Source organism: Chitinophaga fulva, assembly GCF_012927205.1.
GTDB lineage: Bacteria > Bacteroidota > Bacteroidia > Chitinophagales > Chitinophagaceae > Chitinophaga > Chitinophaga fulva.
Genome location: NZ_JABBGC010000001.1, coordinates 2294810 through 2319441, shown reverse-complemented (window position 1 = coordinate 2319441; position 24632 = coordinate 2294810). Strand labels below are relative to the sequence as shown.

At 45.6% G+C, this 24632-nt stretch carries 19 protein-coding genes and 2 pseudogenes; 2 read left to right on the top strand and 19 right to left on the bottom strand.

Annotated elements, in window-relative coordinates; all coding sequences use genetic code 11:
- Positions 1–66: 66 nt before the first annotated feature.
- The 3 genes and pseudogenes from HHL17_RS09700 to HHL17_RS34025 all read right to left on the bottom strand — a co-directional run.
- Positions 67–597: a hypothetical protein gene (locus HHL17_RS09700; protein WP_169224525.1), complete on the bottom strand. Its 531-nt coding sequence runs from the start codon at positions 595–597 to the stop codon at positions 67–69.
- An 8-nt stretch (positions 598–605) separates the two neighbouring features.
- Positions 606–1157, bottom strand: coding sequence for a hypothetical protein (locus HHL17_RS09695; protein WP_169224524.1), 552 nt, complete (start codon positions 1155–1157; stop codon positions 606–608).
- A 27-nt stretch (positions 1158–1184) separates the two neighbouring features.
- Positions 1185–1851: pseudogene (locus tag HHL17_RS34025) on the bottom strand (IS256 family transposase); the annotation flags it as partial.
- A gap of 59 nt (positions 1852–1910) precedes the next feature.
- Here HHL17_RS34025 and HHL17_RS34020 point away from each other — a divergent pair.
- Positions 1911–2093 (top strand): annotated as a pseudogene (locus tag HHL17_RS34020) (IS256 family transposase); the annotation flags it as partial.
- Between the two features lie 333 nt (positions 2094–2426).
- Here the strand turns inward: HHL17_RS34020 and HHL17_RS09680 are convergent.
- The 15 genes from HHL17_RS09680 to HHL17_RS09610 form a co-directional block, all read right to left on the bottom strand.
- Positions 2427–2744 carry a hypothetical protein gene (locus tag HHL17_RS09680; RefSeq protein ID WP_169224521.1) on the bottom strand — a complete coding sequence of 106 codons (318 nt, stop codon included), beginning with the start codon at positions 2742–2744 and terminating at the stop codon, positions 2427–2429.
- A 21-nt stretch (positions 2745–2765) separates the two neighbouring features.
- Positions 2766–7103: a DUF6443 domain-containing protein gene (locus HHL17_RS33360; RefSeq protein ID WP_206155952.1), complete on the bottom strand. Its 4338-nt coding sequence runs from the start codon at positions 7101–7103 to the stop codon at positions 2766–2768.
- 1034 nt (positions 7104–8137) lie between these two features.
- On the bottom strand, positions 8138–8746 hold the full coding sequence (locus HHL17_RS09670; RefSeq protein ID WP_169224520.1) for a hypothetical protein: 609 nt from the start codon (positions 8744–8746) through the stop codon (positions 8138–8140).
- A 21-nt stretch (positions 8747–8767) separates the two neighbouring features.
- Entirely contained in the window at positions 8768–9175 is a 408-nt protein-coding gene (locus HHL17_RS09665; RefSeq protein WP_169224519.1) for a hypothetical protein, read from the bottom strand.
- Positions 9176–9290: 115 nt separating this feature from the next.
- Complete coding sequence (locus tag HHL17_RS09660) at positions 9291–9701, bottom strand: hypothetical protein (protein WP_169224518.1); 411 nt, start codon at positions 9699–9701, stop codon at positions 9291–9293.
- Positions 9702–9751: 50 nt separating this feature from the next.
- Positions 9752–10207: a hypothetical protein gene (locus HHL17_RS09655; RefSeq protein ID WP_169224517.1), complete on the bottom strand. Its 456-nt coding sequence runs from the start codon at positions 10205–10207 to the stop codon at positions 9752–9754.
- Positions 10208–10417: 210 nt separating this feature from the next.
- Positions 10418–11752 carry an argininosuccinate lyase gene (gene argH / locus HHL17_RS09650; protein WP_169224516.1) on the bottom strand — a complete coding sequence of 445 codons (1335 nt, stop codon included), beginning with the start codon at positions 11750–11752 and terminating at the stop codon, positions 10418–10420.
- A 59-nt stretch (positions 11753–11811) separates the two neighbouring features.
- Positions 11812–12876 (bottom strand): M20 family metallo-hydrolase, encoded by a 1065-nt coding sequence (locus tag HHL17_RS09645; protein WP_169224515.1) that lies wholly within the window; start codon positions 12874–12876, stop codon positions 11812–11814.
- 3 nt (positions 12877–12879) lie between these two features.
- Positions 12880–13668, bottom strand: a complete 789-nt coding sequence (argB, locus tag HHL17_RS09640; protein WP_169224514.1) for an acetylglutamate kinase — start codon at positions 13666–13668, stop codon at positions 12880–12882.
- A gap of 2 nt (positions 13669–13670) precedes the next feature.
- A complete protein-coding gene (locus HHL17_RS09635; protein ID WP_169224513.1) occupies positions 13671–14621 on the bottom strand; it encodes an N-acetylornithine carbamoyltransferase in 951 nt (316 codons plus the stop codon).
- A 5-nt stretch (positions 14622–14626) separates the two neighbouring features.
- A complete protein-coding gene (locus tag HHL17_RS09630; protein ID WP_169224512.1) occupies positions 14627–15751 on the bottom strand; it encodes an aspartate aminotransferase family protein in 1125 nt (374 codons plus the stop codon).
- 33 nt (positions 15752–15784) lie between these two features.
- Positions 15785–16768 carry an N-acetyl-gamma-glutamyl-phosphate reductase gene (gene argC, locus HHL17_RS09625; protein WP_169224511.1) on the bottom strand — a complete coding sequence of 328 codons (984 nt, stop codon included), beginning with the start codon at positions 16766–16768 and terminating at the stop codon, positions 15785–15787.
- 15 nt (positions 16769–16783) lie between these two features.
- Positions 16784–17974, bottom strand: a complete 1191-nt coding sequence (gene argG / locus HHL17_RS09620; RefSeq protein ID WP_169224510.1) for an argininosuccinate synthase — start codon at positions 17972–17974, stop codon at positions 16784–16786.
- 57 nt (positions 17975–18031) lie between these two features.
- On the bottom strand, positions 18032–18826 hold the full coding sequence (locus HHL17_RS09615) for a GNAT family N-acetyltransferase (RefSeq protein ID WP_240975117.1): 795 nt from the start codon (positions 18824–18826) through the stop codon (positions 18032–18034).
- A 414-nt stretch (positions 18827–19240) separates the two neighbouring features.
- Positions 19241–21298, bottom strand: a complete 2058-nt coding sequence (locus HHL17_RS09610) for an alpha-L-fucosidase (RefSeq protein ID WP_169224509.1) — start codon at positions 21296–21298, stop codon at positions 19241–19243.
- Between the two features lie 251 nt (positions 21299–21549).
- Between HHL17_RS09610 and HHL17_RS09605 the strand changes: the two genes are divergently transcribed.
- On the top strand, positions 21550–22944 hold the full coding sequence (locus HHL17_RS09605) for a Gfo/Idh/MocA family protein (protein WP_169224508.1): 1395 nt from the start codon (positions 21550–21552) through the stop codon (positions 22942–22944).
- A 185-nt stretch (positions 22945–23129) separates the two neighbouring features.
- On the opposite strand, the gene galK is transcribed toward HHL17_RS09605, so the two are convergent.
- The gene (gene galK, locus HHL17_RS09600) at positions 23130–24305 is read right to left on the bottom strand and encodes a galactokinase (protein ID WP_169224507.1); all 1176 of its coding nucleotides are present in this window, start codon (positions 24303–24305) and stop codon (positions 23130–23132) included.
- Between the last annotated feature and the right edge of the window lie 327 nt (positions 24306–24632).

Below are 24632 nucleotides of genomic sequence, written 5' to 3'. Positions count from 1 at the left end.
GCTTGTGGACAAGCTGGCCTTTTTACATTTTACATTAGCAGGATAAATCGCTATACCATTTACCTATTAATTTGATAAATCTTTCGGTTCTGCTTCTTTCACTCTAATTTTATCGCTTTCTCTGACTGGTACAATAGACATTATTTGTCTATCATCATAAACATTGTAAGTAAGTTCAATATCTTTATTCGAAAACATGTATTTAATATTAACTTTTTTTCCATTCCTAGTAATTTTTCTTAGTCTCCACCCCTCTCCCCAATAAAATTTAACATTTACGGGAAGTAGCTTGACAATCTCATCAACTTGTATAGAGTGGCCGCTTTGCAATACATTTTTTGTTATTCTCTGATCAATCGCTAGCTCTTTTATATATTCAAGCTGTTTTACGTTTTTATCAATTCTGTATCCATTCACATGATCTCTACTTAGAAACCTGGCATCGACAGTATCTGTCCAGGGAAAAAATAATGCCTCTTCATTTTCATAATAAAAAACAATGTATCCTTTTTGATTTCGGATTACATCTTTTTGAGGAACCAGCAATGCCTTGTTGCAGGACATCAATGCAAACAGAAGAATTATATAGACTTTCATAAATAGCTTTATTCTACAAAATGGTTCAAAATAAAGTTGTTGCCTTGTTGTTGCTGTCTAACTCTAATATCCTTCATCCAACTATTCCAATGTGTTTGATGTATAATTGGAGTGGAAGATTTTGAATTGTTCATCATGTCATTGGGCCCGACTATTCTTTGTGCCGCCGCACTTTTATACCAATCTTTTAATCCAAATAAATGCATTACCTCATGAAAGGCTGTATGCGGAGATCCATAATAGCGACCAGCAGCCGTATGTGAGTTTCCCATTCTTAGTTTATAATCAGTTAACGATTCCATACCTATCCTATCCCACTTTCCAGTTTCAGGATTCTTTTCTTTAGCATATATTTCTTTAGTATATCCTCCTGATGCTGACTGGTATTCATTATCTTCCAATCTTATTAAATTATCTCCATTACGAGTGCCTTCATTTTCCACTCGTTTGATATCTTCATCTGAAGCCATTGCATATTTAAAATCCAAATTAATATTGGTTGTAGTGCCATCCTCATTCTTCACGCTGCCGGTGGAAGCCTTCAATAATATTTGTAGCATACATTATTCGGCGGATGTCATGTTGTACTGAATCCTCCAAACCGCGATTCTGTAAGTCTGTCAACACCTGTAGCCAGAATTTAGCAATTTCATTCTCTCCCACATACATAGCCCTCTCGATTGAGGCCAATAATGCAGTAAACCGCACACGTGACGCCCCGCCCCTCATGACGAACTTTGTAGTATATCGCATCCAGCCAGACGAACGGGTAAACCCGTTCTAACGGACGACTGCGCCACTCCTGTATCAAAGGCAAGATTCTACCTGTAACGCGGCTTATAGTGGCTGTAGAAGCCGCCAGTCCATATATATATCCATCAGGTGCCCCCCGATATCGCTGTAACTGGCGCCACGGGCATACAGAGAAACAATCTGTCGATCCAGATCTACCCCAGGGTTTTATGACGTTTGGGTATAATTTCCGGATCGAACGTTCCATTACGATCACGTGGTGGATTAAATATCTACCGACCCTATGGCCGTTTTTACCTGTTTACGCCCTTTACCGTTCTTCCGGTTGGCATCTCCCTCATCTTCAATATGCGCTTCCAACTCACCATCCAGGGCTCCTTCAAGAAACTCTTTTAACAACGGCGTTAACACGCCATCCTTACCTAAAAGCGTATCTCCATTCTTCAAATGGTTAGCCGCTTGCTTCTTGAAGGCTTCGAAATCAAAGTTTTGCTTTTCCATATTGTGATATCAGTTTAAAGTTAAAAAACTTTTTACTGACACACTTTATGTAATAGTCTCGGCAGCTTCGCGCTGTTACAAAATCAAAAGGCGCCTTCCAGTCGGAAGACGCCCTCATGAAGCTCTTATTCCTTATCCAGGAGAATATATGTACCAAGTGGAACAAGCCAGTACACAACTGGAATCAGACATTGGCGCAATTATCAATTATATTTAGTGATCGATTGAAACTTAATCTTTAATCACTGTGACACACTTTATGTAATACTACCGTCATAAAGGTGTAAACAGAATTTCTTTCATAATAATTCCCTAACATAAATCATCCAAAATAAATACATTATCACCACAACAAAGCCAACGATAAGCAACTGCCTTTTAATACTTCCATAAAGGCCTATCCTCGCCGAGATTTTTCATCATCATTCTAAAACTGGCGTCATAAGAGAGCTTGAAAGGGATCCCTACATACCTATCTCTAAATCTATCCTCCATAGTTTCTCAAAAACTACTGACAAGCACGTAGGAGACGTTTAATACCGCGAGCAGAACCCTCTTTTTTTATTACAAGCTGTTTATTGAAATGATGAACAACCTGAGAGTTCCTTCCTCTTATATTTCTCATACCACTTATGCCACCTATCCAAATCTCCTTTTTTACAGGTTAGCCGACCAAAATAGTTGCCATCTGTAGTTGCATCTATACCAGTAACCTTTTCCATGAATTTAACAGATGCAGGACAGAAGATTATTTCTCCTTCTGTTTCATTTGCAATAGAATCTAACACATGGAAATGATATTCAATCAGTTTCAAACCATTTCGATCTATTTTCTGCGCACTGCCTGTTGCCGCATAAAATATTAACCAACAAACAAAAAGAATATTTTTCATATATTATTTGAATAGGAAGGTTTATTTTTTCTTAGTTGTTGAATTACCTGTCACATTATTCTTATTCAAATCAAGACTTATAATATAGGTCACCCCTTTCTTTGTAAACTCTTGTTCGAGACGACCATTTAATTTTCCATCTTTGCCCACCTGTACGGTCGACGACTTAAGAACATTGTCGTTTCGTGAATATTCTCCTATTCGATTCTCTGCCGCGATTCCTTCAGCATGGGCATCATTAAAACCTTTTTTATCTATCTGTTTCGCTTTCTGTTCTTGTAGTTCATGTCCAAGTAAACTTTGTGGAGTTAAAATTGAATTCCCCTCGGTAGCAGCCTTTACATCAGCCATGTCTATCGTTTCAAGATCATAACTTCCAACAGCAACAAGTTCCTCTCCAGATGTAACACCCACTTTAACAGTCCCTTCTACAGTAATTATTCCACTCAACACATCATAAAACGCCTGCTGCTCGCTTGTCATATTGCCTTTCTTAGCAGTCGCCTCCAACGTTAACCGTCCATTTGTACCTTGTTTCATTGTATAGAATCCTCCTAATCCACTATTAACAGTTTGATTAAATTCGGCCAAAGCATCTTTAGAGCCAATAACTTCCAGAGAATCGCCATTCACATCAATAAACCTAATAGGATTATTGGCACAATATTGATAAGGTGTAAGCATATTGTATTTTTCGGTGTATCTATCTTGTACCCCAAAACGGCCTATCTGCGCATCATACATCCTCGCACCATAATCATACCATTCCAGCCCACTCCCACTTCCAAATTCCTTACTCTGCAACTCCTTCCCGTTGTATTTCATCTTATTCTCCGGATACCTCGTTCCCACCAAAGCATTTGAAGAAATCCCTGCCATTGTCAACCCAAATGGATAATAATGCGTCTCTTCTACCACTGGCCCACCGTTATGCGCTACCATCAAGTTATCAAAGAATACCTCCTGTGTACTTTCATTGCTGGTATAAACATACAAAAATCCACTCTTTTTCATGACCATCTTGTCCTGAGAGAGCGTCTGCAGCTGATCTGGTTCGGCTTTCACTTGCTTTACTCCACTATTTTCCTCTACCATTTTGAATTCATCATCAAACAGCACATAGTTCAGGTATGCCTTTGGCTTCCCCTGTTGTTGATCAGGATTTTTTTCTTTCAGCTGACGATATTCGTTATTATAAAAATTGGTATTAAACGGTGTAATGTCCACAGGTGCCGAACTTCCGTGTGTAGCATCTGCGGAAATGTCACCACTAAATGCCGCTATGAGGTCAGCCACCATATTTTCCGCAGGTACGGCTGTGTTGTTTTTATTTGCCGGACCAGTGGATTTATAGAATGCCTTGCTGCTAACCTGAATGGTATCTCCGGCCATTACCCGTAGCACCAGCGACGGCCCGATCTTCTTACCAGTACCCGCTGCTGTTAACTTGGCTACAGATTCATTTTTACCGGCGCTTTCATCTGCAGGATATCCTACTGGTTTATTACTCCGGGTGTTGTCAATATTGCTAAACAACAGGTTTTCCTTAACGGCAATCGGTGTCTCCATCGTAGCTGTATACAAAGCAGCATTCGGTCGGTCGGTCAGCACCAGCCGGGTGTTACCCTGATGATCTTTCACAAAATAGTCATATGCAAAATCAAGCGCCTGACCGGTTTGATAAACAGGCCTTATCCGTCCTTCTTCATGCCCTAGAAAACGAAGACTGTCATTTTCATATACAAAACCTACCAGATAGTCAATGGTGGTTATCTTCTTGGCGCCTCCTGTATTATCAGTAATAATTTTGCGAACTTTGTTACCAATTGCATCGTATACAAATTGAATATTTCCTTTTCCAGTAATGGTGATCAGCTCCGGTAAGTTAAGGTGGTTATAACTAATGGAAGTAATCTGTTTATTCTCATCTTTAATAAGGTTACCAGCACCATCGTAATTATAGTCAACACCATCAGCCTGACTGTCAGTAAAATCGCCCAGACCGGTATTCGCCAATCCGGCATCAGACACAGACTTCAGCTGATTACTGTTGTCATTATAACGATAACTTAGTTTATCCACATCAGCACGCGCATTATTAATTACCCCGCGATGATTCATACTCAGCAGGTTGCCATTAGCATCATAGGTAATATTATTTGTTGTGAAATCCACCTCATTATTCGACCAATTGCCGGTTTTGATTTGAGAGAAAGCACCGCTCGTCAGACGATTGCCCAGATCGTAAGTATATCCATAAGCCCGCTGGGTAGTATCATTCCAACCTTTCCAGCGTATACCTGCAATATTGCCGTTGAATACATGATTGGCAAATCCATAGTCATAGTTCAGCTCCTGGCCGAAATGCGCTCCACCAGTACCATTATTCACATATTCCTTGCTGATATTACGCAGCCAACCCCGAAGATTATAGTCATAAGTCTGTTTTTCCAGTGGTATTCCATTAACGACAATACCCAGCTCTTTCGCCGCCAGCTGACCGATCTCGTCGTAAGAGTTACGGGCTACCGTCCGCACCGTACCGGTATCATTCAGTTGTTTATTAATTTCTTTTAATAGTCCTTGTTCATTATACAGCATAGCAGTCAATACTGTTATCTGAGGAGTCAAGCCACTCCGGTTGTTTTTATGGACCTGATAGGAACTCACCACTTTCCCGTTAAAATCATAACGGCTGGTCGCCACATCTGTCCCGCCAACAGCATTGTCTGCTATTACTTGACTGACTCTTCCCTTATTATCATAATGAGTAGTCAATGTTAACCAGGTGTCGGTACCCAAAATACGAGTGCGCGTTCCCGTTACCAGTCCTTTGGTAAGACCACTGGCACTCACCGGTTCTGCATACAGGTTCCCACCAGTAGTCGGTTTATCGAAATACTTGCCTACTGCCGCCTGCGCCCCGGAGAAACTATAATCATCATAAAAAGTAAATGTCAATGGTGTAAGAGTACCATTGCTAAAGATGTCTGGTAGTGGGTTGCTAACCAGTACGTTGGCGTTTCCATTAGTCAGAAAAGGGTTAATAGCTACTTCAACATCGGCACCCACACCGGTATCAAAACCACCATCCAGCGTTACACTATTGGTAGCCTGATAAAGGGGGTGAGGCGCATCATGGAAAGCCACCACCAGATCCGCAATACCAGGGAAGGTATAGCCGCTGGTACCACTGTTATTGGTAGCTCCGTTCAACAGTGCCTGAAGCCCCTCTCTGGATATCTCCCTGCTGTACAGTGCTGTTTCCACCGGCCGGTTCAACTTGTCATAAAATGTAGCATGCCACTGGTTTTGCGCCCGCTGATTAGAATCTCTGGCAAATACCAACCGGTCCCGCACATCATACACCATTTCCACAACACCAGCACCGGGTACTTTCTTGGTGATCATCCGTTTTCTTGCATCATAAGTGTACTGAAAACAAAGACCATCGGCAATAGCGGCTGTGTTCCAGCTTCCCGTTATCTTTTCCACACCCAGCGGAGGAATAACAAAACGAAGATTGTTCAGGTCATCATAAATATAATAAGTACACAACCAATTCATATGTGCGGTACCAGCAGCAGTTGACATCCGTACTTTTTTGAGTACAACCTGTCCTGATTTATCTTTATATTCCACTACTTGTCCCCCATCTTCATCTACGGTAACATTTACAAGTAATTGACCTGCTCCATAAATCCCCGGGCTCACCGGCAAACCGGTAGCACCCATATTCCAGATCCGTACTGAGTCTTGTGTTGTATTAACCAGATACTGATGATTTACCGGCCGTGTTGCCCAACTATTACCGGGAGCGTAAGTTTTTAAAACCCTGCTTAAAGGGGAAGCTTCAAATTCCGTCTGGCTGTAGAATATTTTTTCATTGGGATAATTGCCGGAATTCTGATAAAACTGTTGCTGATCACTGAAAGGAGATGTTTTAAACTTACCATCACCGGCGTCATGCTTGTAGGGCAGGTATTTATACTGTTCACGGCCAAAAGCATCATAGATCATCGGGGTAACAATATCTTTCCCTTTATCACTCATTCCTTTGGCCACCGTTTGCAAGGGACGCCCCAGACCATCAAAGTATTGCGTCATCTGTTTCACCTCCGCTACCTGCCCATTTGCACTAACGGCCGTAGGATCTGTCAGTGGCACAGACGGTTCCCAGGTGCGGACATAATTAACAACAGTTGTGGTATAGGCAGGAGGTAAACTTACCGGCGTCACTGTAGGCAGAGGAGGCCCTCCGGGTTGTTGGCCTGATACCGATTTTCCTGGCAGCAAAAAAATAACAGCTAATAAGACCGGGCATAAACTGGAAAAGACAACTCGTTTATTTTCTCTCATAGGTTCATTTTAGGTAACAACGGGGACTTTCCAACAGGGATAACGCCGTCTGCAACAGGATATAACGAGTTTGTTTATACAGAATACAGCAGGCTAACCAGGGAATCACACCCGTAAATATAGGCAATTAACGTTATAGTATATACGGTACTACTGCCTTAAACTCGATATTATCAGTGTCTGCGCTACAAAGACGCACATCACATTCTTATCAAGATAAAACTACATCCAGCGAGACATCAACAGTTTAAAGGTTCTATTGGGATTATACGAGACTGCTTGGTTATCCCCTTTTTCACCTCATTTAAATCAAACTAGTGTTGGTTTAGTATCTCCTCTATTGTCTTCTTCATCATATACGTCCTGCCTTCGTTATCCAATAACCCGTAACCATTACAGCTGATATTTATTATTTTATTGTCCTTGTATTTTATAAGAAGGATATGTGTCGAGTAAAAAGTTACCGCCTCATGCCTGCAATTATTCAGCTCCCTGATTATTCTCTTAATAGTCCCCTCATCAATCTTCACCAATCTGTATTAACGTACCAGTTACCCTTCACTTTCTTATAATAACTCCTATCATATTCAGGGATGTCCATCACGTTGGAAACCTTTATCAGGTCAGGGCGGTCATGCTTTATCCAAACGCGTACGTTGCACACACTATCTACATCCAGACCCGATATGTGATATTTCATAAATTCCAATGCCAGCTGCTGTTTCAGTATACTGTCTGGATTACGGACATCATGCATCATATGAGTGCTGGTACCAACAATTTTCCCCGATTCACCATTTACTTTCACCAGATACGGACCATCATCCCGTTCATCATAGACAAACAATATCGATGCATACTTATCAACATCAAAATCCCTGTTCAGAATATACTTATTTCGGAACGGTGAAAAATCCTCCTTTGCATACTTTTCCAGAAAAGCGTTACAGGCTGAGCGATAACATCGGATACAAGTATGACAAGTGAAAAGATGCTTAATAAATAAACAATTCTCATATGGGAAATATTTACTTCTATAAAACACCTACTCTTATACAATCAACTCCATAACTGCTGTTATCAAGGAGTGGGTCCACACTATCCAAATCTGCCAATTTATTATATTGTTTCAAAAAATCATCTGCCTGTTCTTCATTATCTAATAGCCCAAAACTATTAAGCGCTATCACTTTCAATAAACTCATCTGCCTGTTCTCGAAGATAGCATGCCTTATTAATGACCATCCTCCGAGAAGGACAATATCATAACCCAACCATGTTATTGTCTGCACCGTCGCTATTCCGTGCCCTTTAATCTGATTCAATTTATTTGACGCAATCACCAAAATTTCGTTCTTAAGCGTCATTTCTTCATCCAACGACATCAACACCACTGCTTCATCATATTTTTTCAGGACTTTTATCCCGGTTAAATCTTGTTCTGAAGCTTCCAGATCGGTATATACGTTTAAAAGGTTTTCAGGAATTGCAGATTGCTTAAACCGACTTTCGACATCTATCCAGTTTAATCTGTCTATACCATGATAATATTTATCTTCTATCCGGAGCAATGAGTTTCTCCCGATAATAACATCGCTAAAATCATACATTGGCTTTCTTGCAATAACATAACCGGTGATCATGTGTATAAGGCATTTCGTCTATCATAAACGGGCAGCATCCATCTCCTGTAACAAATATCCTTCAACTTCCCCTCCCAAAACAAAATTCTGATCATCTTCCGAGATAACCTCCGCTTCTTCAGATGGATCTAAACACAGGTAAAAGTAATCCTTACGCTTAAAGAACGTATATCTCTCCACATAATAAAAATAGTTCTTCTTACAATGGTAAAAAGAAAACTCCTCAATTTCCTTAAAAGAAATCCGGATTAGGTTATGCCCATCGGCATAAACCAACTTAAAATACAAATCTATACATACCTCCGAATGAGTATCATGATGGATATCTATTCTGTACATCTCGGCGCTGAGCAGATTAACTTTTTCTGAAAAATAATCTATCAGGATTTCATTCCTACCGATGAATTCTTCACCATACTGTGTTAACATATCAGTTACTCTTTTTCTTCTTTCTTAATTCATCCAAACGTCCTTTCAGCAAGTCCGCAAAAGACCTTTCTAACCATTCAATCCTGTAATAAATCAACTCACCCATTATACTTCATTAATGATATTCACCCCGATAAATTGAGATCTGAATACTGATGCCCAACTCCGCAGCCAAACCGATTAGCTCAACTGGCAGGAATATTTGTTGCGAAAATTGGTCTTCTGAGGATTCAATCCCAAAGTCCAGACTGACCTGGTCGATACCTTTAGTTTCTTTGATCTGTAAAAGCTGTTCACGGTGCATTTGAAAATACACTATAGTATCCTTTACCTGCGTGTCGAAATCACCAAATTCGGCTCTACTCGTTTCGATAGTCAGAAAGGTATAGGGTAATTTTTCTCCATTAGGCCTTAACGGAGAACGAGGCTCCCCCTTACTCCCAGTCTTTACCACCAGCAACTCTGTCCCACTTAAAAAAGAAGAGATATCAAAGTCCTTTCCTGTTATTCTTAAATTACAAGGCATACCATCATTATTAAAAATCATCCAAACAGATAATATGTATCTTCTGCAATTCAATCCTCCTCAATTGGCAGATGGATCCGATCTAATACCAGGGCCTTAAATTCTGCTTTCCTACCCTTATTCTCAGTCCTACCAAAATCTCTGTTAATTTCTTTCCAATTGCCTACCTCTTCCCTTTTCTTTACCTCTACAAAAGCAAAGTCTGTGTATGCAACATCTATACTCTCTCTGACCCATGTTAAAATTATTTCATCCCTTTTCTTATTATAGAAATAAATGTAATACCAATAGCCTAAAGAATCATGGTGGCCATCATCAAATCTATATACTTCGGGAACTACTAAAGAACTATCATTTGTTTTCAACAACTCAAGCATATCTATCAATGAATCCTTGCTAATTTTGTATTTGTATATTTCCGCGTAAGGGTAACTACCTGCGGAAAACATATTACATGCAGAAACAAAACAAATAACTATAAATGCTACGGCTGCAATTTTTTTCATAAGTTAATAATTTAACTCTTTCGTTTAAGCGCATCGTAAAGGCCCGGGCTTACCCATTTGTACAAGAGCTTTGGTGTCGCTGCAGCTCCCAACAAAAGCATACCCTCCTGCTGGTTGCAGCCGGTAGCCGTCTGACAGCTCCACCCTGAAATTAAAAAACCCTCTCCGCCTAATCACGAAGAGGGTCAATATTTTCCTATCAAGACAACTTTAACTCGCCAGCAACTCCGCTATCGCCTTCTCCACCGCATCAAAAGGAAACCCTTTGATCACGCTGTCCATCTGGTCTGCAATCTGCGCGGTGCACAGGTTACCGATACTACCGGCATGGGTATGTTTCACTTCTTTGGACGGAGCAAAAGTACCATGCTCGATATCCATACCCACTTGTTTGTACGCTTCGCGGAACGGCGTGCCTTGCAGCACCAGGTTATTCACCACTTCCACGCTGAACAGGTACTGGTACTTGTCATCATCAAGGATGTCCTCTTTGATGCGAATATTCTCCAGCATAAGGCGACTCATATCAGTACAGTCACGCAGTGTCTGGAAGGCGGGGAACAGGTTCTCTTTCAGCAGCTGCAGATCGCGGTGGTAACCGGAAGGCAGATTGGTGATCATCATGGCGATTTCGTTGGGCAATGCCTGCAACTTATTACCATGAGAGCGGATCAGTTCCCACACGTCGGGGTTCTTTTTATGCGGCATGATACTGGAACCGGTCGTCAGTTCATCCGGGAAACTGATAAAGCCGAAATTCTGGTTCATGAACATACACGCGTCCATAGCCATTTTAGCGATGGTGGCAGCGATGCCAGCCAACGCAAAGGCAACGATTTTTTCGGTTTTACCACGGCCCATCTGGGCATATACCACGTTGTAATTAAGCGCGTCAAATCCGAGCAAACGGGTGGTCATCTCACGGTCAAGGGGGAACGAAGAACCGTAACCAGCAGCGGAGCCGAGGGGGTTTTTATTCACCACCTTGTAAGCGCCCTGCAGCATGGTGAGGTCATCGACCAGGCTTTCTGCATACGCGCCAAACCACAGCCCAAAAGAGGAAGGCATGGCTATCTGCAGGTGGGTATATCCCGGGATGAGATGATCTTTATATTGTTCGCTTTTCTGTTGCAACAGGTCGAACAGCGCTTTTACGGAAGACACCAGCGTTTGTAACTCGTGGCGGAGGAACAGCTTCAAATCCACCAGCACCTGGTCATTACGGGAACGACCGCTGTGTATCTTTTTACCAACTTCACCGAGGCGACGGGTCAGCAGCAGCTCTACCTGTGAGTGGATATCTTCCACACCATCTTCCAGCACAAAGTTACCTTCCTGGATATCCTGGTAGATCTTTTTCAGCTCCTGCTTCAGAATAGTCAGCTCATCAGCTTCCAGCAACCCGATGCTTTGCAGCATGGTGATGTGCGCCATAGAGCCCAGCACATCGAACGGCGCCAGGAAAGCATCCATTTCACGGTCTTTGCCGACGGTGAATTTCTCTACGGCATCCAACGATGCCTTGTCTTTTTGCCACAGTTTCATAAAAAATATTTTATCAACAAACGCGTAACGCGCTTTGCTCTCTTATAAACTTTGTGTGATTACTGGATCATTTCAAGGGTACGGATATAACTATCAATACCAGCCCTGATTTCTTCCAGGTAGATGAATTCATCTGCTGTATGGGAACGGGCGGAATCACCAGGCCCCATCTTCACGGAAGTCGCTGGTATCAGCGCCTGATCGGAAGTGGTGGGTGAACCATACCATGTTTTACCCAGCGTAATGCCCGCCTGTACAAACGGATGCTCCATCGGTATGAAGGAAGGCCGCATCCGCATGGAACGGGGCTTCACTTCACATTGTACATTCGCACGGATGATCTCGAGCAACTCTTCCAGGGTATACTGGTCGGTAGCCCGTACATCTACAACGAAGCTGCAATCCGCCGGTACGACGTTGTGCGCCTTATTGGACGTATTGATAACGGTGACACTCATTTTCACGGGACCTAAAGTCTCTGATACTTTAGGGTAACGGAAATCGCGGAACCAGGTAATATCCGGCAGTGCTTTGTAAAGCGCATTCTCTCCTTCTTCACGGGCAGCATGACCAGCCTTGCCGTAAACCGTACAATCCAGCACCATCAGCCCTTTTTCGGCGATAGCCAGCTGTGTCAGCGTAGGCTCTCCCACTACTGCAAAATCGATGACAGGCAGTTTGTCGAGGATGCTTTCAATACCATTAGCGCCGCTGATCTCTTCTTCTGCGGTAGCTGCCAGCACAAAATTGTATCCCAGGTCTGTGCGGTGGTAGAAATGCAGAAAGGTAACGATCAGGCTGACGAGACAGCCGCCGGCGTCGTTACTGCCCAAACCAAACAGTTTACCGTCTTCCACATCCGGACTGAAAGGGTCGCGGGTATATTGCGGATTAGGCTTCACCGTATCATGATGGGAATTCAGCAGGATATTGCGTTTGGCAGGGTCAAAGTGTTTATTGACAGCCCACACGTTGTTGAGGTGCCGTTCGTGCGGTATGTCCATGGCGGTCAGGAAGTCACTGATCACCTGGGCGGTACCGTCTTCCTCCCGGCTTAAAGAAGGCGTGGCTATGAGCTGTTTTAACAGCGCCACAGCCACGTCATATAATTTTTCGTTCCACATAGACTAGCATATTAAAGTGCCGGCCACCTTGTCGGTGGTGTTGCTCAGCACATCGTCGGCGTGTCCTATCAGCACTTCCTTCACGCCGTTGTCTATAGCGGAGAAGGCGTTCTGTAACTTAGGCAGGATGCCGTCTGTCAATACCTTTTCGTCGAGCAGCTGCTGGTAGATTTCTTTGTTGATCAGGTTGATCACTGCATTGTCGTCCTGCGGGTCACGCAGCACGCCTTTTTTCTCGAAGCAGTAGATCAGCCTTACCTGATAGCTGGCAGACAAAGCAATGGCCAGCGAAGCGGCAATAGTGTCTGCATTGGTGTTCAGTATCTGGCCTTTACCATCGTGGGTCAGCGGGGCAAACACCGGGGTGATGCCTGCTTCCAGCAATGCTTTGAGGGCAGCTGTCTGTACCATCTCGGGTTTTACATCGCCTACAAAACCGTAGTCGATCTCTTTTACCGGTCTTTTGGTAGCAGGAATAATATTGGCGTCTGCGCCGGTAAGTCCGATGGCATTACATTGCGCAGCCTGCAGTTTGGCTACCAGCTGTTTGTTCACCAGTCCGCCATATACCATGGTCACCACGTCGATGGTGGCAGCATCAGTAATGCGGCGGCCATCTACATACTTGGACTCGATGCCCAGCTGGTCACCGATACGGGTAGCGATTTTACCACCACCGTGTATCAATATTTTTTTACCGGGTATTGTTGCAAACTTTTCTAAGAAAGCCTGCAACAATACCGGGTTATCGATAACGTTTCCGCCTACTTTGATAATAAACAGATCAATCATGATTATCCTTTCAATATTTCACTTAATACCGCCTGTGCAGCCCATACACGGTTGCCCGCTTCAGGGATCACGATAGATTGAGGCCCGTCCAGTACTTCGTCTGCAATCACCACATTTCTTCTCACCGGCAGACAGTGCATTACCTTGGCGGTATTGGTATGTTTGAGTTTATCATTGGTCACCATCCAGCTGGGGTCTGTGCAGGTGATCTTACCGTAATCCCTATACGAAGACCAGTTTTTCACATACACAAAGTCAGCGCCTTCCAGTGCCTTGTCCTGGTTGTGTTCTATGCTGGCGTTGCCGGAGAACTTCTCGTCCAGTTCATATCCTTCGGGATGAGCAATCACAAAATCCACTTCTCCCCAGGCATTCATCCACTGTGCGAAAGAGTTGGGAACGGCCTGTGGCAGCGCTTTTACGTGCGGCGCCCAGGTCATCACCACTTTCGGTTTGCGGGGCTGTTGCCAGTTTTCTTTGATGGTGATCACATCGGTCAGGCTCTGCAAAGGATGCAGGGTAGCGCTTTCCAGGCTCACCACCGGTACGCCGGCGTATTTAATGAACTGGTTGATATATTTCTCGGTATAATCTTCCTCTTTGTTTTTCAACCCCGGAAAGGTGCGGATAGCCAGTATGTCGAAGTATTGCCCCATCACGGCGGCAGCTTCTTTTACGTGTTCGGTGGTATTACCATTCATCACTACACCATCATTCATCTCCAGCGCCCAGCCCTCTTTGTCGATGTTGAACACTACGGCTTCCATACCCAGGTTTTTAGCAGCTACCTGTGTACTTAAGCGTGTTCGCAAACTGGGATTCAGGAAAATCATTCCCAATGTTTTATTTTTTCCCAATTCCTTATCGATGAAAGGATCTTTCTTGTAGTTCATGGCAATGTCCACCAACCGCGGGACACTGGGCACATCTGCCGTTGAAATAAACTGCTTCATTATTGCTATTTGACTTCTTTTCTAAACGCTTCCAAAAACTGATCTGCATGGGCTTTGGTCAATGCCAGGGAAGGCAGCAGCCGTATTACATTGGGCTTGGCTTCTCCGGTAAAGATTTTATGAACACCCAGCAGGTTCTTTCTTACATGGGCCAGTTCTTCCGGCATCTCGATACCGATCATCAGGCCACGGCCCCTTACTTCTTTTACCTGGGAGAACTTCTTCAGCTCTTCCATCAGGTACGCACCTACGTTGGCGGCGTTGTCGATCAGCTTTTCGCTTTCGATCACTTCCAGTACGGCGAGAGCTGCTGCACAGGCCAGGTGGTTACCACCAAAAGTGGTGCCCAGCATACCATGTACTGCTTTGAATTTGGGGGAGATGATAATGCCGCCTATCGGGAAACCATTACCCATGCCTTTTGCCATGGAATAGATATCAGCATCTATACCGGCGAAGTCGTGGGAGAAGAATTTACCGCTTCTGCCGTAACCACATTGTACGGAGTCAGCGATAAATACGGCGTTGTGCTCGTCGCACAGGCTCCGGATCTTCCGCAGGAATGACTCGCTGGCTACATTGATGCCACCTACGCCCTGGATACCTTCAATAATAACAGAAGATACCTCATGTTGTTTGAATGCAGCTTCCAGTGCAGCTTCATCTTCCCATGGCAGAAACACGATGTTGTCGGTTTCATTCACGGGCGCTACTATCTTCGGATTGTCGGTGGCTGCTACGGCGAGGGAAGTCCTTCCGTGGAAGGCTTTGCGGAAAGCGATCACTTTCTTTTTGCCATTGTAGAAAGAAGCCAGTTTCAGTGCGTTTTCGTTGGCTTCGGCGCCGGAGTTGCACAAAAACAGCTGATAGTCTGTTTTGCCGGAAACCTTGCCCAGCAAAGCGGCCAGCTCTTCCTGCAGCGGCATCTTCACAGAATTGGAATAGAAGCCTACTTTATGCAGCTGGTCTGTCAGTCTTTTTACGTAGTGCGGATTCGTATGACCAATAGAAATAACGGCGTGACCACCGTACAGGTCCAGGTATTCGGTGCCTTTATCGTCCCATACGTTGGAACCGGCAGCTTTATCTATGATGATGTCGTTTACTGGATAAACGTCGAAAAGTTTCATGATGTCAGGTAAAATTGAAAATGATAAAAACGGTTAGAACACGATGGACTTCAGTTTCAGTCCGGCCGTTTCATCCAGCCCGCACATAAGGTTCATGTTCTGTACAGCCTGACCGGAAGCGCCTTTTACCAGGTTATCTTCGATAGAGTGGATGATGAGTTTATCGCCCACTTTTTCGAGTTGCAGCAATACCTTGTTGGTATTCACTACCTGCTTCAGGTCGATCTGTTTTTCGCTTACATGCGTAAAAGGATGACCGGCATAGTAGTTTTTGTACAGCTGCACTGCTTCTTCCAGGGTCAGATCGCTTTGCAGGTAAGAGGTTACCCAGATGCCTCTGGGGAAATCACCACGTACCGGTACAAAGTTGACCGCTTCTGCGAAACCGGGTTGCAACTGTACCAGGCTTCGTCGTATTTCTTTCAGGTGCTGATGGCTCAGCACTTTGTAAGTGGAGATATTGTTAGCCCTCCAGGTAAAGTGGGAAGTGGCCTGCAGGCTCTGGCCGGCGCCGGTGGATCCGGTGATGCCGGTAGTGTGTACTTCTTTCAACAGACCGGCTTTGGCCAGCGGCAGAATGCCCAGCTGGATAGCGGTGGCAAAACAACCGGGATTGGCTACATTGTTAGCTTGTTTGATCTGCTCCCGCTGCAGTTCCGGCAGCCCGTACACAAATTCCCGTCCTTTAACGCTTTCGCCTAAACGAAAGTCCTGGCTCAGGTCTATTATTTTTATATGTGGAGCTATATCTGTTGCTTCCAGGAATTTTTTGGATTCCCCGTGCCCAAGGCAGAGGAACATCACATCAATATCGTTGCTCAGCTCGGCGGTGAAAGACCGTTCTGTTTCGCCCAACAAGTCTGCATGTACCGCGTACAACGGATTGCCTGCATTACTACGGCTATGCACAAACGAAATGGATACGTCCGGATGGTTCAGTAACAACCGGATCATTTCTCCGCCTGTATACCCTGCTCCTCCAACAATGCCTGCCCTTACCCTTTTATCATTTGCCATTTTTCGATGCTGATTTTAGAGAGAATTTTTAACCTGATGCCAGATCATTGTCTGATTACCAAAGATTTTACTGAAGCCTCTTACGTCTTCGCCGGACCAGCCGCTGTTCATTTCGCCGTACTTGCCGAATTTGCTGTTCATCAGGTCGTAAGGTGACTGGATACCGGTTACCTGGAAACGGTAAGGCATCAGGGTCACGAACACTTCACCGGAAACATTCTCCTGAGTGTGTTGCAGGAATGCTTCAATATCGCGCATCACCGGGTCCATGATCTGTCCTTCGTGCATCCAGTTGCCGTAAAACTGTGCCAGCTGGTCTTTCCAGGTCAGCTGCCATTTGGTGAGCACATGTTTTTCCAGTGCGTGGTGTGCTTTGATGATCACCATTGGCGCAGCGGCTTCGAAGCCTACACGGCCTTTGATACCAATGATGGTGTCGCCCACGTGGATATCGCGGCCAATAGCAAATGGCCCTGCGATCGTTTGCAGATATTGGATAGCTTCAGACGGGTGACCGAATTGCTGGTCATTCACACCAGTCAGTTCACCTTTCTCGAAAGTCAGTTTTACTTGTTCTTCACCCTGTTTGGTCAGCTGGGTAGGCCATGCTGCTTCCGGCAACATACCGTTGGAAGTCAGTGTTTCCTTACCGCCTACGGAAGTGCCCCACATACCTTTATTGATGGAGTACATGGCTTTCTCGAAGTTCACTTCCACGCCTTTGGAACGCAGGTAGTCAATTTCTGCTTCACGGCTCAGCTTCATGTCACGGATGGGGGTGATGATCTCCACACCAGGGATCATGATGTGAAACACCATGTCAAAACGCACCTGGTCGTTGCCTGCACCGGTGCTGCCATGTGCTACAGCGTCAGCACCTACTTCTTTCACATATTCCGCGATGGCCAGTGCCTGGCTCATACGCTCTGCGCTCACGCTCAGCGGGTAGGTATTGTTTTTCAATACGTTCCCGAAAATCAGGTATTTAATAACGCCGTCGTAGTAGGAACGAACCGCATTAACAGTCTTGTGACTTTTAACGCCCAGGTTGTAAGCGCGTTTCTCAATTTCCTGCAGCTCTTCTTCAGAGAAACCGCCGGTGTTGACGATTACGGAATGCACCTCATATCCTTTTTCTTCGGTCAGATATTTAACGCAATAGGAAGTATCAAGTCCTCCGCTAAATCCCAGTACTACTTTTTTCATTTTTACGACATCATTTATATTTTCAGAACTATATTTTCAGACAGTGTGTGGCAGACTTCAGAACAGGAAGAATTTTTTCCTGGTGCCGGTGGCGCCGCCTTCTTTTTTGCTGTTGAGCAAAACAAATCTTTTAAATCTTAACCAGCGTTCGTAGAGCTTTATGTTTCCTTTAAATCTTCGGCGTCTTTTCTCGTGGTGGATCTGACCGGCAGCGGTCACAGACAGCTGGTTCACTGGTTGCGCGGCAGCGGCCGCGGCTTCCTCTTTAGCTTTGGCATCAGCCATAGCACGCTCTTCTGCTTCTTTCAGCTTTTCCGCCGGATCGTACAGCATAGCTGTGCACAGGCAGTTCTTCCGCTGTTTGCTGGTGAGGATATCAAAGTTCACACAGCTGCGGCAGCCTTTCCAGAATTCTTCGTCATCAGTCAGTTCGGAATAGGTAACAGGCTCGTAACCCAGTTCAGAGTTGATCTTCATCACAGCGAGACCAGTAGTGAGGCCAAAGATTTTGGACTCAGGATACATTTCTCTTGACAGTTCAAAGATTTTGTGTTTGATGGACTTAGCCACGCCATGCCCACGGAAGGCAGGATTCACGATCAGCCCCGAGTTGGCTACAAATTTTCCATGGCCCCAGGCTTCTATATAACAAAAGCCTACCCAGTCGCCCGTTTCGGTTAACGCAATAACAGCCTTGCCCTCCTGCATTTTAAGCTCCACATAAGCCGGTGAACGTTTCGCAATACCGGTCCCACGCGCTTTTGCAGACGCCTCCATCTCATCAGTGATGGTTTTTGAATAGTGTATATCGTCAGGTGTGGCTACCCTAACGATGATATGCTGATTTTCCAACTTTTAAAATTGAAATCGTGAATCAATAAATAAATTGAAGTATTCCATTACGGAACATTCACCGGACATGGGGATATCCGGCGCGATAGCGGTTGTATGACAAGCGCTATCAAATCCTGGGTCGTCGGGAAAGGAATCTAAAGACATTGAACCCAACAGAATATACCCCTTTATTTAAAGCGGGATGATATGCAGAGATGTTGGTATGAGTTGCGGTTTTTTCCAACTTCAGTTCAGCGTTAAATTGTTATAAATATTGTCTTTAGTTTAGATTAACCGCAAAGTTATAATAATATCTTTTTAATCAATCGAATTTTTTTTGGGGAATACCGATTTTTTTCAAACCGTTAACAAAAAGGCGGCTGTGCCCAACTCGTCAGGAACCAGCCGCCTTATACTTTAGTTATTTATATACTATCTGGTGATAATTCCCAATTCGGCCACACTGGCCTGATTGTCTTTTTCAGCAGCCGGCGTAAGTGCCACCAACCGGACAAACCTGGCTTTCACCGGCGCAAAAGTAACGGTCTGCTGTACCGGGTTGTTTTTGATGTTGGCGAAACTACCGGTGGCTGCCGGTTGTCCCCAGCTCTTACCATCTGTGCTCGTATAGAAAGCATAACCATAGATCACGCCGCCGATGTGCTCATGGGTGGTAGGCGTGTAAGTAAACCCTTTCAGGGTCAGCGTTTCACCCAGATCTACATCCAGCTGGTGCGGGTACTGTGTCGCTTTTTTGTCAGATGCCCATACCGTAGCCGGATTGCCGTCGATAGCCCTGGCTGCTTCGGTAGCGGCCGGAGCCACTACCTGCCACTTGGCAGGCGCTACATCGAAGCTGGCTTTTACCTCCGGACTGGCAGCATTTGTTTTGCGCAGGAATGCCCGGGCTTTTACGTCACCTCCATGAGGCAGACTGATAACAGTCTGCGGCGTATACAGCGGAGACTGGAGCGTAGGCGCGGTACCATCGGTGGTGTAATGTATTTCCGGATCGGCTGAGGCAGCGGTGATGGTCACCTTGCCATCCTTAGCGCGATGAATCTCCGGTGTGGCCAGCATGCCGGGTGCTTCATACAGCTGCACCTCGCTGATTACCGGCGCCGCCTTGGCGTCTAATATATTAATATATACTTCGGTAGTGGTATAGTCTGGCAGGCGCAGGATACGCTTGTGCCCGATAGTGGTTTCCCGGGCGATCTCTTTCTTCACGCCGTTGTCCAGGATCTCTACGCTGAAGGCGCTCACGCGCTGCCCCAGCGCGATGTACTCCTGCAACACCACCCGGTTGAAAGTCACCGGCTTTTTAAATGCCAGCTTCACCGTCGTTTTGGTCACATTGTCCGGCGTAGCCCAGTAGGTAGCATTGGTACCATCTGTGAGATGAGACACTTTCACCTCCGGGTCATTTTTACGTGTATCCGTCGCCGTTACTACCGCATTTTTGGCGAGATTGTTTTTGAAAGATGCGTCCAACACACGGCGCAGCTCCATCAAACGGGTGGAATCATTCGGATGGATCAACCCTTCCCGGTCAATAGGCACATTCAGGATCAGGTTGCCATTGCGGCCTACGGAACCGTAATAGATATCCAGCAGGGTATTGACAGATTTCACCTTGTCATCTGTCTCCGGGCTGTAGAACCATCCCGGACGGATAGACACATCACATTCTGCAGGTATCCATTTTTCACCGCCTTCATTGCCTTCGTTGAGCGATTTGGTAGGAGGACCACCAGCACCGGGCGAAAACCCTTTCACATTCAGCGTGCTCCAGTTGGTGGTGCCGGCGATGCCATTTTCATTGCCCACCCAACGGCAGCCCGGTCCTACGTCACTGAAAATAACGGCGTTAGGCTGATGTTTATATACTACTTTATGGAACAGGTCCCAGTCATAAGGCTGTTTCACGTTACCACCATTGGCGCCATCGAACCACTGCTCAAATACAGGGCCGTAGCCGGAAAGCACTTCTTCCAACGTATTGGCAAATACCTGGTTATAAGTGGCGGTACCATACTCAGGATGGTTGCGGTCCCAGGGCGACAGGTACACGCCGAACTTCAGGCCGTATTCCTTACAGGCGGCAGACAGTTCTGCGAGCACATCACCTTTCCCGTTTTTCCAGGCGCTTTCGCGAACAGTATGGGTACTGTATTTGGAAGGCCACAAACAAAAACCATCATGGTGTTTGGCGGTGATCACAATGCCTTTCATACCAGCCTGTTTGGCGGTACGCGCCCACTGACGGGCATCGAGGCGGGTAGGGTTAAACACCTTCGGATCTTCATCACCATGTCCCCACTCCTTGTTGGTAAAGGTGTTGGGTCCGAAGTGGATGAACATGTAATACTCCATGTCATTCCAGGCCACCTGCGCTTTGGACGGCAGCGCACCATAAGGCTGTATCTTCTGTGCCGTGGCCATGCCGCAGGCAAACAACCCGGCTAATAGTAAATTGGTCTTTTTCATTTCACTGGATAAATTACAGATTACAGGTCAGCTCCAAAAATTCCTGCTGAGCGAAGATAATCCGCATCCCTTATCAGAGATGATCGGGTATTCTCTATTCATAATTGAATATTAACCATTCAACTGTCGCTTTTTTCACCGTTTATCACAAAAATGTAATAAAAAAGCTACCTGGGTTGGTTTACACGAGGCATTTTTTATAAATTTAGTCCCTTCACAACGTATCATTATACGATATTAAAAACTGAACAATGAATAAACAACCACTGCATCGCAGAAGTTTTCTCAAAAACACGGCGGCCGCAGGTATAGGACTCTCTATGCTCGGCTCCTCTGCTAAACTGTTTGCCAATGAAAAGAAACCCAAGGTAAGAATTGGTCTGATCGGCGTAGGCGCCCGCGGCCTGAGTCACCTCAGCCTTTGCCTGCATCGTGAAGACGTTGACGTGGTAGCTTTTGCGGACCCCGACACGGCTTATACCGTTCCTAAAGCAAGAGATATGATCACCAAGGTATACGGCGGCAAAAGAAAAGTGGCTGAATACACCAACGGTCCGGAAGATTACCATAATCTGCTGAAAAGAGATGACATCGATGCGGTGATCATCGCTACCCCCTGGGAATGGCACTCCATCATGGCCATCGCTGCTATGAAAGCCGGTAAAACCCCTGCTGTGGAAGTATGCGGCGCCTCCGATATCCAGGAATGCTGGGAGCTGGTGAACACCAGCGAAGCTACCGGCGTTCAGGTTTTCGGTATGGAAAACGTGTGCTACCGCAGAGACGTTATGGCGGTACTGAACATGGCACGCCAGGGCCTGTTCGGCGAAATCACCCACTTGCAGGGCGGCTACCAGCACGACCTTCGCGGGGTGAAATTCAACAACGGTAAACAATACTACGGTGGTGGTGTGGAATTCGGCGAAAACGCGCTGTCTGAAGCAAAATGGAGAACTAACCACTCCGTTCACCGCAATGCTGACCTCTACCCTTCCCACGGTCTCGGCCCTATCGGTAACGTGATCAACATGAACCGCGGCAACCGCCTCATGACCATCACTTCTGTGGCCACCAAATCCCGCGGCCTCCACAAATACATCGTGGATAACAGCAGCGAAAGCCATCCGAACGCAAAAGTGAAATTCAAACTCGGTGATATCGTTTCTTCTTTGATGACAACCAGCAATGGTGAAACCATCATGCTGTCCCACGATACCAACTCTCCTCGCCCTTACTCCCTCAACTTCCGCGTTCAGGGTACTAACGGCCTGTGGATGGATGATCAGGACTCCATATATATCGAAAAGAAAAGTCCGTTCGACGAGTGGGAAAAAACCGGCAAACCGGATGATGCCAACAGCTATTTCGGCAAGTACGACCACCCGCTGTGGAAACGTTATGCCAACGACGCTAAAGGCGCAGGCCACGGCGGCATGGACTGGTACGTGCTCAACTCCTTCGTGGAAAGCATCAAACGCGGCACTCCTTACCAGCTCGACGTATACGATATGGCTACCTGGTATGCTATCACTCCGCTCAGCGAACAATCTATTCTCGAAGGCGGCAGCGTGCAATACATCCCTGACTTCACCCGCGGTCGCTGGATGAACAGAAAACCGATCTTCGCACTGGACGATCAGTACTAACTGTGATGGCCATGATTTCCGCTGATTCGCCTGATGAACGAAGATCATAGCGAAATCAAAGAAAGATTAAAATAGATATAACTAAAAGAGAATCGCCCACCGACAATTGTCAGTGGGCGATTCCTTTTTAATACAATAATACAATATGAACAATAACCTAAGGTTATCCACATTTATCTCCGCTGCTATCTCCGCAAATCAGGCGAATCAGCGGTAATCCTGTAAATCACAGTTCCGTTTTCTATCGTGGTCACATAAATCTCCGGTACTTTGCCAAATTGTTGCTGATAACGTGCTGTCACAAAATCGCGGAAAGCATCTACCTTATCCTGTTTTACCAGATTGATGGTACAACCGCCGAAACCACCACCCATCACACGGGCGCCGGTCACTTCCGGTCTCTCTTTAGCAAGAGATACCAGGAAATCCAGTTCCGGGCAACTTACTTCATAGAGCACACTCAACCCTTCGTGGGTAGCATACATCAGCTGACCGAAAGTCTGCAGGTCTCCTTTTTTCAACAGCGCTGTAGCATCCTGTACGCGCTGAATTTCTTCGATCACATATTTACAGCGGTCATATACTTTGGCAGACAATTGCGCTTTTACCGCTTCCAGCATGGGCATGGTGGCATCGCGGAGCGACTTCACCTCCGGATATTGCGCCTGGATAGCTGCTACACCTTCTTCACACTGCTGGCGGCGAACATTGTACTCTGATGACGCGAGGGAGTGATGTACCATGGAATTACACAGTACAATGCGGTACTCCGGGAAATCGAATGGGAAATATTCATATTCCAGGCTGCGGCAGTCCAGTCGTACTACCTGGTCTTTTTTACCATGCAGGTTGGCAAACTGGTCCATGATACCGCATTTCACGCCGGGGAACGAATGTTCTGCCCGCTGGCCCAGCAAAGCCATGTCCATGCGGCCCATGCCGTATTGAAAAATTTCGTCCAGCGCGGCTACCAGTCCGCCTTCCACTGCTGCAGAAGAAGACATGCCCGCGCCCACCGGGATATCACCCGCAATCACACAGTCAAATCCTTCCACCGGATAATTGCCCTGTTGCAGCTGATATACCACGCCCATCAGGTAGTTGATCCATCCGGGAGTAGGCACTACGTTATCGAGATCAAAGGAAACCGTTTCATTGGTAAAAACCGCATGTGCGTTACATTGACAGGTACCGTTTAACGCTACCGCATATACAATCTTTTTATCGATGGCGGCTGGCAATACAAAACCGTCGTTATAGTCGGTATGTTCGCCGATGAGGTTAATTCTTCCCGGGGAAACTACGATCAGAGGCTCTTTTCCAAATAACCGGACGAATTTCTCCCTTGTTTGCTGTATCATCAGAAAATTATTAAACGTAAATTTTACACCTAAAAATATAAAAAAAACGAGAAAAGAGAAGGATGTTGTGCAGAAGATGAAAAGATTTTTGCGGAATCGGCCTTGTACTGCGTTTTCGGTTCTTGCCTGCGATCATCAACACAGGCCCAAACATCATGGCCCAGGGCTTCAACTCCGAAACCAAATAGAAATAACAATCAATTCCCCTCACAGATTCATTCTCCCAACAATCGTCACAACAACACCAACCTACCCTTTCTGATACCCTTTACCATTGACACAGCCTAAACAACATCATAGCCCAGGGCTTCAACTCCGAAACCAAAT